The sequence below is a fragment of the Candidatus Scalindua japonica genome (assembly GCF_002443295.1).
GTDB lineage: Bacteria > Planctomycetota > Brocadiia > Brocadiales > Scalinduaceae > Scalindua > Scalindua japonica.
Genome location: NZ_BAOS01000029.1, coordinates 73,171 through 87,890, shown reverse-complemented (window position 1 = coordinate 87,890; position 14,720 = coordinate 73,171). Strand labels below are relative to the sequence as shown.

The window sequence follows — 14,720 nt, the reverse complement described above, 5'->3', positions numbered from 1 at the left end:
AAACTTCAGCCAAAACTAACATAAAGATTTTAGAATGTCAAGTTCATCCATATGTATTAAGCCCGACATTTAACAATCACTACAAACCTCTTTTTCGAGAGGACTCCAAACTCTGAGATCCTCTCGAAAAAGAGGTTTGTCATCAGGGCGATACAAACACCCGCCTGACAATATTCAGGCCATCTCTCTCCTGCCACCTACTTCAGACCATACTTCTCAAGCTTCCTATAGAGCGTTCTCTCTCCAATACCCAGTATCTTTGCTGTCTCTCCTCTGTTTCCTCCCACATATGCCAGCGTGTTTTTTATCAGTTCTTTTTCCATTTCATCAAGAGTCACCCCAACAGGAAAAACTGGCCCTGTTAAAGCCGTCCTATTACTCTTATAAATATGCTCGGGTATATCATCAATATCAAGTACTCCGTTTTGATTAAAGACAATCATACTCTCAATACAATTTCGAAGTTCCCTTACATTTCCCGGCCAGTCATACCTAAATAAAATTTTCCTGGCTTCAGGACTTATATCTTTAATGTTCTTACCATTTTTCTTAGAGAACTCCTTAATAAAAGAATCCATCAACAGGAAAATATCCTCCTGCCTCTCCCTTAATGGTGGTAGCCTGAGACATATAACATTAAACCTGAAATATAAATCTTCTCTGAATTTACCCTCTTTAACCAACTCTCCCAAATCCTTATTAGTAGCCGCTATAATCCTTACATCTATCTTTATTGATTCATTACTGCCAATACGTACAATCCTTCCGTCTTCTATCAATCTTAACAGTTTTGCCTGTGTTGTCAGGGGCATGTCACCAACCTCATCCAGAAAAAGAGAACCATTATTCGCATATTCAAACTTCCCTTTCCTCAGTTGCAAAGCCCCTGTAAATGCTCCTTTTTCATGCCCAAACAACTCGCTTTCAAGAAGTGACTCTGAAATAGCGGCAGAATTCAGTTCAACAAAAGGATTGTTTTTTCGTGGTCCATTATAGTGGATTGCCCTGGCTATTAACTCTTTACCCGTGCCACTTTCACCCACAACCAAAACGGTCGCAGTAGTAGATGCAATCTGTTTCAATATACTGAAGATCCTATGCATCTGCTGGCTATTACCTATAATACCGGCAAAGCCAAATTTTTCTTCAAGCTGTTTATGCAATTCTATATTACTTCTTACTATATTCTGCTTCTCAACAACCTTGCCCACAACAGCCCTTAAATGGTTTATATTTATAGGTTTTAACAGATATGTAGCTGCCCCTTTCTGCATGGCAGTAACCGCATTCTCAACACTACCATGGCCGGTTATTATAATAACTTCTGTTTCAGGTGAGTTCTCTTTGGTTTCCTTCAAAATCCTCATCCCATCAAACTCATGCATAACCAAATCCGTAATCACCACGTCTATCCCATCTCTTCTGATCATATCTACGACATTATTGCCACTCGTAGTGGTTGAACATGTATAGCCTGCATTTCCCAAACTCTCTGCTATCGCTTCAGCCTGGTCTTTTTGATCATCGATGATTAAAATACTTGCGTCCATTTTATTTTGCTTCCGGTTTATAATTAACAGGTAATTTTATTAAGAAACTACTCCCTTTACCATCTTCACTGCGTATGTTTATCGTACCTCTGTTTTCTTCAATAATTCTCCTGGCAGTCGGCAACCCAAGACCTGTCCCATTTTTTTTTGTTGAATAGTATACTTGAAATATTTTATCAATCTTGTTTTCTTGAACCCCAACACCAGTATCTGTAATATCTATAAAAACATTCTCACCGTTTTGATAAGTCCTTACCATCAGCTCTCCCCCGTTCGGCATCGCTTGTTGCGCATTAAGTATTACATTTAGCAAGGCTTGCTTTATTACGCTACTATCCAGGTTACATTTAGGTAGCGTTGTATCAAAGCTTTTAAGGATCCTGATGGAATTCTGCATGGCTTCAGGACCAATAAAGTCCAGCACACTTTCTATAACGCCATTAATATCACATTTCTCGAAATGAAGTACCGGTGTCTTGGCAAATCTCAGGAAATCACTGAGAATATGATCCAACCTGCCAACTTCCTTCTGTAACAATTGAACCCTGTTTGACATTTTTCTGTCTCTCTCCGAGTCTTGATCTTGTAAATCTTCATTCAACAATTGTAAATTTATGCTTATCGCATTCAATGGATTCTTGATTTCATGAACTAAACCGGCAGCTAACGTATTAAGATAATTTAATTCACCTGAATTGAAATTATTCTCTGACATACTTTCCAAGCCTCTCATTACATAAACATGACCCACCTCTCTTCCCCGGACACAAGTTCCCCGCGTATTTTGTCCGGGGAAGAGAGGCTTGCCTTAAAAATTTGTAAAAAAAAGGAAGACCCAAAAAAATAAGCCAGGAAAGAATATATATTTATTTACTTTCCTGGCTTATATTAATAAAAAACAGAGATTTATGTCTTTGCTTCTTCCGCTTTTGTTACATTTTGAGCTTGTAACCCTTTATGGCCGTCTATAACTTCAAATTCTACACTTTCTCCATCTTCTAATACTTTGAAGTCATTCCCAGAGATATTCGAGTAGTGAACAAATATGTCGCTTCCATCTTCCTGTTGAATAAAGCCAAAGCCTTTTTTCACATCAAACCACTTTACAGTACCCTTCTTAATCATTTCAACTCCTTATTTTACATAGTACACTTACAAAAATATAAAATAATGACTTACTAAGAAAAACCTATTTTATATTCTTACTCACGTTTCTTCCTATTACAAGATTCAATGATTTAATATAGAAAAAAAGTCGTAATATTATTCAACTATTTATGTACTAGTCGGAACAGTACCTTCGTCCTTAAGAGCGGCTTTTCTACTTAACTTCAGCCTTTTTTGATCATCTATACCTATCAGCTTTACTTTAACTTCATCACCCATTTTTACCACATCTTCCACTTTCTCAATATAATCATTAGAAAGTTCGGAAATGTGCACCAGGCCTTCTTTTCCCGGCATTATTTCAACAAAGACACCATACTCTTTAACGGAAACAATCTTTCCATTGTATATCTTCCCTACCTCAGCATCATCAGTAAGTCCCTTAATATATGTCTTGGCAAGCTCTACTGATTCAAGAGTCGCCGCAGAAATTACGATAGTACCATCATCTTCTATTTCCACTCGTGACGATGATTCCTCCTGAATCTTCTTAATATTTTTTCCGCCAGGGCCGATAACCAATCCTATCTTGTCCGGATTTATGTTAATTTTAACCAGCTTTGGAGCATGAACTGAAATCTCGCTGCGAGGCCCCTCGATAGCAGTTTGCATCTCCTTTAAGATATGCATCCTGCCCTCTTTCGCCTGAGCAAGCGCATCTCTCATAATTTGCTCACTTATACCTTTTATCTTTAAGTCCATCTGAAGGGCAGTAATACCAACCTCTGTTCCGGCAACTTTAAAGTCCATAGCCCCCAAATGGTCCTCATCACCTAAAATGTCAGATAGTATTCGGATCTCATCACCCTCTTTTATCAACCCCATTGCTATACCCGCAACCGGTCGTTTCATCGGAATCCCCGCATCCATCATGCAAAGTGTACCACCACAAATACTCGCCATTGAAGAAGACCCATTTGATTCGAGAATATCAGATACTATCCGTATTGTGTAAGGGAAATCTTCGAAAGCTGGCACCATTGGCTCAAGGGCCTTTTCAGCCAAAGTACCATGCCCAATTTCGCGTCTACCCGGTCCACGGATCGGTTTCGCTTCACCGACACAAAATGGTGGGAAATTATAATCCAACATAAACTTTTTCGTATAACCATCTACCAGACCATCTACACGCTGTTCATCCATTGATGTTCCCAGCGTTGCCACAACAAGCGCCTGAGTTTCTCCCCTGGTAAACAGGGCAGAGCCATGGGTCCTCGGCAGAAAACTAACCTTACTTGTAATGGGCCTTATATCAGTGAGACCTCTACCGTCAATTCTTGTCTTCTCATTAATAATTTGTTCCTGCACTGCCGCTTCTACAAGAGCTCCATAAACTTCCTTTACCCTATCCTCTTTACCTTCTTCGTCTTCTTCGGTGCAATACTCTTCAATAAATTTGGTACGCGCTTCTTTTATAGCTTTTTTACGGGCATGCTTACCTTTGACTAAAGATTTCACCTTGATCTCTTCATACGCCTTTGCCTTTATGTCATCATAAAGCGCGGTATCCAGCGTTGGCTCCTCATGTTCCTGTCTCTCCTTCCCGCATTTTGCAACCAACTCTTTCTGCATACGCACAATCTTTTTTATCTCTTCAAAACCAAACATTATCGCATCAACAAACTTATCCTCAGAAACCTCCTTCCCGGAAGATTCCACCATCATTACCGCGTCTTCCGTTCCGGATACAACCAGGTTGATACTACTGGATTCAAGTTCCGAGTTTTTAGGATTAATTACAAATTCATCATTTATTAAACCAACCCTCACTGAACCGGTAGGGCCGTTAAATGGCATACCTGATATAGATACCGCAGCAGATGCCCCAACCATAGAAATAACATCAGGATCGGTCTCTTTATCAGCAGATAAGACTGCAGACATTACTTGTACCTCATTTGTATAACCTTTTGGAAAAAGGGGACGCATTGGCCTGTCTGTCATCCTCATTGTTAAAATTTCCTTGTTTGAAGGTCTACTTTCACGCTTAAAAAAACCACCTGGAAATTTTCCTACGGAGTAAGTTTTCTCTCTATAATCAACTGTCATAGGGAGGAAATCACCTCCCTTCTGATCACCACATACCGCCGTAGTCAGAACGACCGTATCTCCATAACGAACGATAACAGAGCCATCCGCCTGCGTTGCAACTTCGCCGGACTCGATGCTCATAATCTCTCCGCCAATCGTCTCTTCAACTATATTTTTCACTATAAAATCCTTTCACCAACCTATTTAACGACGTATGCCCAACTTCTTTATCAGGCTCTTATAACCTTCTTCATTTTTTCTATTAAGATATTTCAACAACCTTGCTCTTTTACCAACCATCATAAGTAACCCACGCCTGGACGTATGGTCCTTTTTGTGCTCTTTCAGATGATCACTCAGATGTTTTATCCGTTCCGTCAATAAAGCAACCTGTACTTCCGGAGAACCCGTGTCGGTATCGTGAACTTTATTACCCTCAATTAATTCTGTCTTCAACTCTTTTGCTATGCCCATATTAATCTCCTTTAAATATATAGTATCGCATAATATATCACAACAGTACTTAGATTTCCAACAAAAATTTTAGTACTGAGGGCCTTTAACCTTCGATACAACCTTATCAATATATAATTCCGATTCCTCTCTTGTTTCTACAAAGAACGTGGCAATGACAAGACTATTGACACATGTCACACTGCTGAATTTACCTTTCAAATCCTCAAATGTATGTACCTGTCCTGTTTTCAGATATTGTTCTCCCCATGATTCTCTCAATGCAACGAAATTATTTAATGATTCAATCGCAACTTGATTATCGGAATACTTAACGAACAACATTTTGAAAGGTGAACGATCTTTGTCAGGCTTAAAGCCTGCAACTACTGCATCTGTCTGCACGCTCAGGTTAAATACATTTTTTTCAATAAACCGGCCAAAAATATATAAATTATCAAGGATTATCTTTTTATGAAAGTACCTTGAACTCCCCTGGACATATCCATACTCAGGCAGATACCTGAATATATACGGCAAACTAACTTTACCGGCAGGGAAATTACCTGCAACGGAAGTCCCGACAAAGGTGACATCATCAGGGCTGACACTACCGTTATAAGGCTCAACAGTTATGAAATATCTCTCTTTCCAGACCCACAGGTAATTATCGTATAACGAGGCTTCGTTACCAATGTTTACGCCTTTCCCCGCTCTGTCTTTTGCAAATACACCATAGGCATCATCGGAACTACCAAACTCCCAGATATCAATTTTTACAGAACTGCCACTATCCTTATTTACATATATGGCTGTTGATACTTGAATAAATGAGTAAGACAAATAAACTTCGGCACCGCCATTAATGTATTCAAAAAGTTTGTCTTTACCGGCATATACTTTTGACCTCTCTTCCATTTTCCATTGGTCAATAGTAGCAGGAAAGATCTCCTTCTCAATTATTTCAATCTCCCTTGTCATTACCTGGGGCTGTATCCCTTCAACGACTATTGCGGAACGTCCATTTACAGGACAGACTTTCTCACAAAAACCGCATCCGATACAGGATTCTTCTCTCACATACACTCTTCTTATCTCTTTGCCATTACCATGGACATATGTATTAAAATGGATCGCCTTTGTTGGGACAGGACAGACCTCTTCACACACGCCGCAACTGACATCCTCCCAACTCTTATCTAAATCCGGCAATCGCGCATAACCTACCCACGGAATACACCTGTTCCTGTCTATTCTCGCTTTTCCTATTGCCAGACGCTGCTTCTTCTCTTTAGAAAGCCTGGTAATTGCCCCCGAAGGACACACCTTTGTACAAAGCACACAATCATGCGCGCAATATCCGATCCGAGGCATCAGCTGCGGGGTCCACACTCCACTCAATCCTGCCTCCAAAATTGTCGGGTGCAGACCATTTGTCTTGCATACCCTCATACACTCGCCACACCTTACACACTTGGCCTGAAATTCATCTTCAGGAACCGATCCTGGAGGGCGTATAATCCCAAGATTACCCTGGTTCTTCTTCTTTCTAAAGTTCATTGATAATAGAGGTGTAATAACTGCACTTGAAACACATGCAGCCACAAAGCCCCTCTTTGTCAAATTAACCGGAATGTCCTGCGCCGGCGGTTGTTTTCCCGTAAACCTGACAGCACTGGTATGACATATTTCCTGACATTTCATGCATAGAACACACTCGCCCGCCTGGGTTTTCATTCCTGTCTCATCTATAGCCCCCATCTTGCAATCAACATTACACCTGTCACAACTATCGCAAACACTTTCTCCCACCACACGATTAAAGATCGACCAACCTGACAAGAGAGCAAACAGCGCCCCTAATGGACACAGGTTCCTGCACCAATACCTCTTGTAAAACAGCCCCAACAGTATTATTACAGATAAAACTATGAGAAAAACAAGATGACCTCTGAAAAACGGCGCGTGCAACGCGAATAACGCCTCCTTTAACAAAGCATGGACAGGGTCACTTACAAAACTGATAAAATAAATTTTATGGAGAAAATTAAAAAGTGAATTGATGAGCGAAACGAAGTAAGGATGGATAACAACAGTGTACGCGTTTGTCGCAATACTAATCGGATCAAACCAGCCAACCATCTGATGGCCTATAAACAGGCTTAATAGGAGAAAGGCCAATATATAATACTTCAGCCTTTTGCCATCATAAATCTTATGCGATACTCTCTTTCTCTGTTTTTTAAGTAAACCATCGGTAACATCAAGAGTAGTTCCGAGAGGACATACCCAGCCGCAGAAGAAACGACCGAGAAACAGAGAAGCCGCCAAGATGATAAAAGCCGGCCAATACCTTAAAATAAACTCCTTTGCCGCCACCATTGCACCGATTGCAGAGAGCGGACTCATGCGAAGAAAAACATCTACCATCCCATCCTTTTCAGCAACAGGATCAGCAAATATCAACAGACAGATAAATGCTGCAAATATTAGTGCCTGGACCACCAACCTGATCTTATAATTTGTAAAACCTTGTTTTGCTTTTACCTTACTCATCTATAAACATTCTCTTCTGATCTTGTAGTATCATCTGCGAAGGAATAGTTATCGCATGGCCTGTTTTGATTAGCGCCCTGACAGCGAACAAACCTCCCCGACCCACATGATGGCGCTTCCTATCGCAAACAAGCACCTCTACCCATGCACAATCAGGCTACTCGTTCGGCCAAAGTCGTGCATCAGCCCGCCGCATTCTGGCGGGGAGCGGGTGTGCCGTGCGCTTTTTTAAATTTCCCATAAGTCAATATCTTATATTTTCTCATCAATAATGTCATTAAAAATCAGCATTCCATTTATTTATGAAGTAGTTAAAGACGAGAATATTTATCCTGATATAATGAAAACATCCTGATTATCAGCACAAGCATATTTCTCAGCGCATTTGTATATTCCGGCAAAACAACTAACTATTGCTGGTCCAATTTTATTGGATTTGGCAAAAACATTTAGCCATTTCTACATATTGCTGATAGTTGCAATTGGCCCACTTCCGTAATTCCTGCTTTCCTAAATATGTATTATTTTCTTTGATTTTCATTCTGATTTTTATTAAGTTGTAATCATCTTTGGAAAGTATAAATATATTTAGTTGCTTAGTTTATTAAAGGAGACAGTATTGAGGCATTATTATATTATTAGAATAAGGTTTTTTTAGTCAGTCTTTACCTTATATACAGATCCGCGTCCTGGTTTTTCTGTGACCCTGGCGTCGTATTATAATAAATTTTGTTTTGCCAAAAACTTCACAATGAAACTGGAAAATGAAATAAATAAAAGCTTTCTCGAAATGAGTAAGCGCCCAATAGGAGCAAGGTTTTTCAAAGCAGATCTTCATTTTCATACCCCTGCATCAGAAGATGCCCGAGGGAGAAATAAGTACAACTTTAATCCTTACAATATTAAATACCCTCCTAAAAAAGGCAACGAACAGACGTATTATAAGAATATAAAACAGAAGCAGAATGATATTTTGTTCAATTCACGAGAAGTTGCTGAAAAAATTATTCAAAGATTCCTTGAAGAAAACCTTTCTCTCGTAGCAATAAGCGACCATAATAGCATTGGGACGATATGGGCATACCCTGAGTCCACAAAAAAGACAATGGATTTAACAGCGCCAACATGGTACGAAATTATCGACGACGCTGCACAAAAAGCAAATGAAAAGGCCGGTAAAATAGTATTAACCATTTTACCGAGTGTGGAAATAAGCTGTACGGGTGTACACATCCTTGCAGTTTTTCCACCCACGACACCACGCCGTTCTAACCACTTTATTATCTGCCAACTACTCAATGAAATCGGATTTAAAATCGAAGAATGGGGGAAGAATCCCAAGGTAGGAAAACGGAGCCTAATTGATGCGGTTAATTTGATCAAAAGGAAAGGAGGAATACCATGCCTCGCCCATATAGATGGTAGTGACCAGGCCACACTGCAATTATATAAACTAAAAAGTGGTGCTATGAAAAACGTGTTTTACAATAAAAACCTGTCCGCAGTAGAAATCGTTAACCCTGGAAAATTTTCTAAATTAGACAAGACACTTAAAGTAAGTGTAAAAAATTTGATTGACTCATTAAGAAGAAAAAAAAATCTTACGCCGCTCGCTTATTTTCAGGGATCAGACGCACATGACTACAAAACCATTGGAAAAAGGTATGCCTATGTAAAAATGACGGAACCCTCTTTTGAAGGACTGGAAAATTGTATTCACAATCCTTCCACAAGGGTGAGAATTTCAACTACCTTTAGCCCTGTCCAATCCGGCCTGTTTGTTTATGGAGTTGAAATTGACAGCAAACAGTTTGGTAAACAACTTGTCCGCTTTAACAGGCATTTAAACTGTATAACCGGCAAAAAGGAGACTGGCAAAAGCAATATATGTCAAGCCATGAAAAGTGCGGTAAATAAAGATTTTATCAAACCAGGCAGCAAGGTTAAACTATTTGTAGAGATAATGAAAGATGCAAAATCCTCTTATAAATGTTTTACCAGAAACAATAACGGTGATGATCCGTTCCTCTTCACGAGTACAGATGACGGCAAAATTTTAAGAAAAGATAATATTGACAATTGGCAAAAATCACCTGTTAAAGTAAATTTTTATAACCCTGATAGAATAAACGAGATTATTGCATCGAGAAAAAAGCTGGAAGAATTTTTAGTAAATAACTTTGGTGTTGATAAAAAAGAGGGTATTAAAAAATTCAATGAAAAATATACAACTTCTGGTTTCCTCGATCCAAAAAAAGAGGAACTTCTGTTTCTAGAGAAAAATGGCCACTTAAAGCTATTCCTGAATATAAACTGGAAAAAAGGGGAAACCAGACGAATGGAATTTCAAAAACTGAGAAGAAGTCTGAAAAGAACGGTTATGATTATGATGATTATCATGAATGACCGATTCGGCCCAGTCATAATCGACTCCCCTGAAGAGAGTATAGACAACATAGATATATCGGATTTCTTAGTCCCCATAATTATAAAACATAAGGACTTCAGGCAGATCATCCTGTTCACTTCGAACCCTACGATTGCGGTGAATTCCGATCCAGAAAACTTTATTTTACTCGAACCAAAGTCTATTACTAAGACCAAAATTACTTCAGGATTTTCGATCGAAAAAAGTGATAAAAAAGATGAAGTGATAAATATCCTGGAAGGAGGAGTCTCCTCTTATGACAAAAGATCAGGCCACTATCACCTGGGTTTACACCAAGGGCGTTAATAGAAAAGTTCAAGAAGATACAGATGTTTGATGTGCATCTTCTGACAACGGATGGAAAGCAACTTGATAAGTATTATCTCAATATTAAATTGAGATGCCTATCCATCTCTTTCTAAAACCGAAGTTCCCCAGAATGGGTCAATTTTTGGTTTATAACAACTAAATATGCCCCATACTGATATATAATTCCGGTAGAAAACAAAGCTGTCAAATTGTACTAAGCTCTGCCTGGCATGTGCCTTATGGTTAATTAACACACAATGGCATTACAATTGCTTTAACCAACTAACGTTAAGCAGTTTTTATTAAAAAGCGAAAAAGCATAAAATCCATTTATTAATTAGTAATTTTTGTTTTAATGTATCTATTTAAGTTTAAAGGGAAGGAGAATGTTATGCTCAACAATAATGGACACAAAAGCAAGTTAGAGATTAAAAAATACGATATCTCTAAACCTCTTACAGAGCAGCAACAAGATGAAGTTTACCAACTTTATAAACTAAGATATTCTGTATATATAAAGGATCTTAAATATGAACAACCGCATGCTGACCATAAATTAAAAATACTCAAAGACCCTTTAGACAACACTGGACATTTATATGGAGTATTTAAAAATAACGAAGCTATTGGCACGCTTTTAACCAATTATACTAAGCACTCTGATTTAGGATACTATCCTGAGCTATACAAAATGCATGAATTCGCTAATAGCTCATATTTTGATTCTTCTATTTCTACAAAGTTTATTGTCAGAAAGGACTTTAGGTCTTCAAATATCGCGTTTAAGCTTGCGTGTGCGACATTAACCCAACAATCAGAAGACAATATTATGTATTCTTTTATTGATTGTATACCTGAAAATGTACCATTTTTTGTTCGTCTAGGTTTTAAAGTGAGTCAAAAAAATATGTCTCATCCTGAGTTTGGGCATGGAGTGGCATTAGTGATTGAATTACAAAATATTGAAGAACTGGAAAAACAAAATTCCCTATATCTAAAACATTATAGAAGGACAGTGGATATGTGGAACCGAGCAAGAATAGCTGCTTAACACCCTTTTGGTAAATACACAAAAACCAGAGAATTGTTAAAGCTTATCACACCGGTGACAAGGGGAGTATTCCAATTTTTTTTAAATTTATTTTACAATTGGAAGATTTTGCTTAGATTTTTTGTTTTTAACATTACTTTGTTAAAAAAATGTCAGGTGGCAATTTTTTTCCACCCCTGGCCGATTTTATTCCGAAATACCCGTTGGCAAGTGTTGCATTCTTTGAAAGTTCACTGGCCGCAGAAAATTCAAGCAAGGAGTTGATAGCTTGCTTAAATTCGTTAAAGCCAACAGGCTTAGTTGCGAAGATTTTATCAAGATACACGTTTTGTTTTGTCCAGTAAGTGAGAGCCCATGCAATCAGAGATATAGTTTCCAGTATCTTTCAATTTTGTCAATATTTCTGACTTGATAGTGGTCAAGGCAGAATATATCTTTTAGTTCCTTGAAACAATACTCAATACCACATCTGAGTAAGTAGTTTTTTATAATAGTTCCGGTATATGCTTACAGTTGATCCGTAATGAGGATATAATATTTTTTGTCGTGATCCTTATTCCGTTGGCCAAAGACTACTACGAATTTAATGGGGGATCTTACAATCTTTAGTTTTAGCTTCGAACGAGTACGTTTAATATGAAAATCCACTACCACCCTGATTTATACGTTTAACGTATTGTACCTTGTGCCTCAATAATACTTTTTGATAAGGGTGACAAGCTCATCTGGTTTGACCACACAATGGATCTTCTTTGCAGGATGGCACATGAAGATATTTCTATTAGATTTTATTTCAGAGAAAAAGATTTTTTCTTTATAGTCGATGTATTCCAGGTGTTTTTGTTGAGGCATACCATGAGTCAAATGTAATACCAGAGATGCCTAAAAACTCAATAGCGTGTTTTTCTTTAAGTTTCAATTGTATATCCATTATTCAATAATCTGGTATTGTGCCATGAATTGTCCGCTTTGACATGGAGCCGCGTAAGTCTTTTTCAACCCTTTTATCTGTTTTCTCTCTTTCCATGCCTGGATAATATGTTTGGCTACATAGTTCATATGACGAATTTTATAGCTTCTTAATGGTAATGCAAACCGTACCATTCTGATTCCTTTCCTGCCTTGTCCCGTTGTTATCAAATTCTCACTTCCGAGAATACCTGATTTCAGATAAAGGTGGACAAGAAAAGATTTCTCTGGAAATTGATCAGGGGCGATGTATTCAGAAAGTTGATATGTGTCTATAAAAACCGCACATGCTGCAGCAGGTCTAACGACAGGAACTCCTGCTTCTTCAAGTTTTTTCCACAGATAAGAAGTTATATTTACCCGGTCATTAATAATTCGTTCGTTTTTAAAAGGGTATTTGATCGCTGTATTTAGTTTTCCCTTGGCCCTGACTGAAAGACCGTCTCCATACACCATAACGACATCCATAAACTGATTAAATAGCTGTTCGATATTAGTTGCAATAAACCCTCCGGTATCAATATAGTAGTTTTTTGACGCACTCATCACACAGCCATCCGTGTATGAGCAGAACTCCATGACTATCTCTTTAAGTGATTTGTGAGAATAACCTTGCTCTCTTTGCCGTATCAAACAGGCGTTATCAAGCAATCTACATGCGTCTAATATTAAAGGGATATTATGCTCTTTGGTAATATTATAGGCATTTTTAATGTTTTCCATTGAGACAGGGTGACCTCCGGAGGCATTCACCGCGGTCTCTATCAGTACATAAGGGATCTTTTCTTTCCCATACTTACGAATCACCACCTCTAATTGCTTAGTATCAATGTTTCCTTTGAAAGGTGAGTCGCTAATAAGATCGTAGGCCTCAACTACAGGTATTTCTATGAGTTCAGCTCCGGCCAATGTCTGATGATAGCTTGTTGATATAAAAAGAAGGTTATTTGGAATAACCATTCCAGGTTTTACAAGCACCTTGGCCAGAATCAACTCAGCGCTTCTTCCCTGGGAAACAGGAAGGGAGTATCGATATCCAAACAATTGATGAAAGGTATCGGCTAAGGAAATAAACGAAGCCTCAAAGGCGCTTTTGGATTGAAAGTCGTGTTGGGGAAGAGTACGCTCTTTGAACGAATCGGTGACAAAGTCAACATACGTAAGCTGATTTGTCACCATATCAGTATTGTAATGAACCCCTTGAAGAATTACTTTACGCAGGCGAAGAGAGAAACGAATAAAGGGACGAATTAATCCAAGGCGATGTAGGCGTAAAAAAAAATTCTCGGTGTTGGTTTGCTCACTCATCGATATTGTTCTGTTGGTTTCTTATTTGATGATTAATACCATCATAGACTGCATAGTTAGGTGCTAAGGCAATTTTGCCCCAATTCAAAATAATCTTGAAAACTTCTAAGGCCATCATCACACATGTCATCCAGACCATAGGCGCTAAGGTTGTCCCTTCACCTTTTTCTTGTAGACGTTTAAATGCTGATTCGGGATAATGCTCTAGCAGACCATCAATTGTTTCCAAGCTTAAAACAGATTGATACATCAATTTCCGGGCTTCTTCTTCTGTAATGCTAGATATCTCTCTTCCAATAGTTGGGAATTTATACATCTCCTCAACAGATGGGGTTTGATCATTAAAAACTCTGACATTACCAAAAACAACTGCCCAACCCTCAACAAGTGGAATATTTAATCTTCTTGCTGCCCTGCTCAATATAAGAACAGGTAAGACTGAGTCAATCGATAAGGCTATGACATCTACACCTTCAAGGAAATTGTCAACATTTTCTTCTGTTATTTCCAGTTCTTTCACTATCTTAATATCAGGATTAATTTTTTTGAGATATTCTTCAGTCACATCAATTTTGTAACAGTCATTTGTATCATTAAAAGAATATATCTGACGATTTAAATTCGTTGGCTCAAATTTTCCATTGTCAAGCAATTTAAAAGACTCTATTCCAGTCCGAGCTAATATTTCTGAAATCACACCACCTAATCCTCCAACTCCACATACCGCAACACATGATCCTTTTAATTCTTCTTGTTGCTCTTTATTTAAAAGTCCAATATTTCTGTTTGCAATGTTTTTGTAGTACTCAGACCACATAAAATTTCTCCTTTTTTCTGTAGTTTGTGAGTTTTAGTTGATCCAACATAAAATTTACACGTGAATAAAAATTTTCGCGAG

10 protein-coding genes are annotated in these 14,720 nt (G+C 38.3%); 2 read left to right on the top strand and 8 right to left on the bottom strand.

Annotated elements, in window-relative coordinates:
• Positions 1–197: 197 nt before the first annotated feature.
• The 6 genes from SCALIN_RS17205 to SCALIN_RS17180 all read right to left on the bottom strand — a co-directional run bounded on the left by SCALIN_RS17205 (position 198) and on the right by SCALIN_RS17180 (position 7,757).
• On the bottom strand, positions 198–1,550 hold the full coding sequence (locus SCALIN_RS17205) for a sigma-54-dependent transcriptional regulator (RefSeq protein ID WP_096895690.1): 1,353 nt from the start codon (positions 1,548–1,550) through the stop codon (positions 198–200).
• 1 nt (position 1,551) lies between these two features.
• On the bottom strand, positions 1,552–2,265 hold the full coding sequence (locus tag SCALIN_RS17200; protein WP_162532385.1) for a sensor histidine kinase: 714 nt from the start codon (positions 2,263–2,265) through the stop codon (positions 1,552–1,554).
• A 191-nt stretch (positions 2,266–2,456) separates the two neighbouring features.
• The gene (locus SCALIN_RS17195) at positions 2,457–2,675 is read right to left on the bottom strand and encodes a cold shock domain-containing protein (protein WP_096895688.1); all 219 of its coding nucleotides are present in this window, start codon (positions 2,673–2,675) and stop codon (positions 2,457–2,459) included.
• A gap of 150 nt (positions 2,676–2,825) precedes the next feature.
• On the bottom strand, positions 2,826–4,928 hold the full coding sequence (gene pnp, locus SCALIN_RS17190; protein WP_230406647.1) for a polyribonucleotide nucleotidyltransferase: 2,103 nt from the start codon (positions 4,926–4,928) through the stop codon (positions 2,826–2,828).
• Positions 4,929–4,952: 24 nt separating this feature from the next.
• Positions 4,953–5,222, bottom strand: coding sequence for a 30S ribosomal protein S15 (gene rpsO, locus SCALIN_RS17185; protein ID WP_096895687.1), 270 nt, complete (start codon positions 5,220–5,222; stop codon positions 4,953–4,955).
• Between the two features lie 69 nt (positions 5,223–5,291).
• Positions 5,292–7,757, bottom strand: coding sequence for a DUF6599 family protein (locus SCALIN_RS17180; RefSeq protein WP_096895686.1), 2,466 nt, complete (start codon positions 7,755–7,757; stop codon positions 5,292–5,294).
• 751 nt (positions 7,758–8,508) lie between these two features.
• Here SCALIN_RS17180 and SCALIN_RS17175 point away from each other — a divergent pair.
• Both SCALIN_RS17175 and SCALIN_RS17170 read left to right on the top strand, forming a co-directional pair.
• Entirely contained in the window at positions 8,509–10,491 is a 1,983-nt protein-coding gene (locus tag SCALIN_RS17175) for a PHP domain-containing protein (protein ID WP_096895685.1), read from the top strand.
• A gap of 394 nt (positions 10,492–10,885) precedes the next feature.
• Positions 10,886–11,545: a hypothetical protein gene (locus SCALIN_RS17170; protein ID WP_096895684.1), complete on the top strand. Its 660-nt coding sequence runs from the start codon at positions 10,886–10,888 to the stop codon at positions 11,543–11,545.
• 930 nt (positions 11,546–12,475) lie between these two features.
• Here SCALIN_RS17170 and SCALIN_RS17160 read toward each other — a convergent pair.
• Both SCALIN_RS17160 and SCALIN_RS17155 read right to left on the bottom strand, forming a co-directional pair.
• Positions 12,476–13,822 (bottom strand): tryptophanase, encoded by a 1,347-nt coding sequence (locus tag SCALIN_RS17160; RefSeq protein WP_096895682.1) that lies wholly within the window; start codon positions 13,820–13,822, stop codon positions 12,476–12,478.
• Positions 13,815–14,639, bottom strand: coding sequence for a ThiF family adenylyltransferase (locus SCALIN_RS17155; protein ID WP_096895681.1), 825 nt, complete (start codon positions 14,637–14,639; stop codon positions 13,815–13,817). Before SCALIN_RS17155 ends, SCALIN_RS17160 begins: the two co-directional genes overlap by 8 nt.
• Positions 14,640–14,720: the final 81 nt, after the last annotated feature.

Excerpts from the sequence above, each read along its gene's own strand:
- SCALIN_RS17155 (WP_096895681.1), bottom strand. The coding sequence starts at position 14,639 with ATGTGGTCTGAGTACTACAAAAACATTGCAAACAGAAATATTGGACTT.
- SCALIN_RS17180 (WP_096895686.1), bottom strand. The coding sequence starts at position 7,757 with ATGAGTAAGGTAAAAGCAAAACAAGGTTTTACAAATTATAAGATCAGG.
- SCALIN_RS17170 (WP_096895684.1), top strand. The coding sequence starts at position 10,886 with ATGCTCAACAATAATGGACACAAAAGCAAGTTAGAGATTAAAAAATAC.
- SCALIN_RS17205 (WP_096895690.1), bottom strand. The coding sequence starts at position 1,550 with ATGGACGCAAGTATTTTAATCATCGATGATCAAAAAGACCAGGCTGAA.
- SCALIN_RS17175 (WP_096895685.1), top strand. The coding sequence starts at position 8,509 with ATGAAACTGGAAAATGAAATAAATAAAAGCTTTCTCGAAATGAGTAAG.
- SCALIN_RS17200 (WP_162532385.1), bottom strand. The coding sequence starts at position 2,265 with ATGTCAGAGAATAATTTCAATTCAGGTGAATTAAATTATCTTAATACG.
- rpsO (WP_096895687.1), bottom strand. The coding sequence starts at position 5,222 with ATGGGCATAGCAAAAGAGTTGAAGACAGAATTAATTGAGGGTAATAAA.
- SCALIN_RS17160 (WP_096895682.1), bottom strand. The coding sequence starts at position 13,822 with ATGAGTGAGCAAACCAACACCGAGAATTTTTTTTTACGCCTACATCGC.
- SCALIN_RS17195 (WP_096895688.1), bottom strand. The coding sequence starts at position 2,675 with ATGATTAAGAAGGGTACTGTAAAGTGGTTTGATGTGAAAAAAGGCTTT.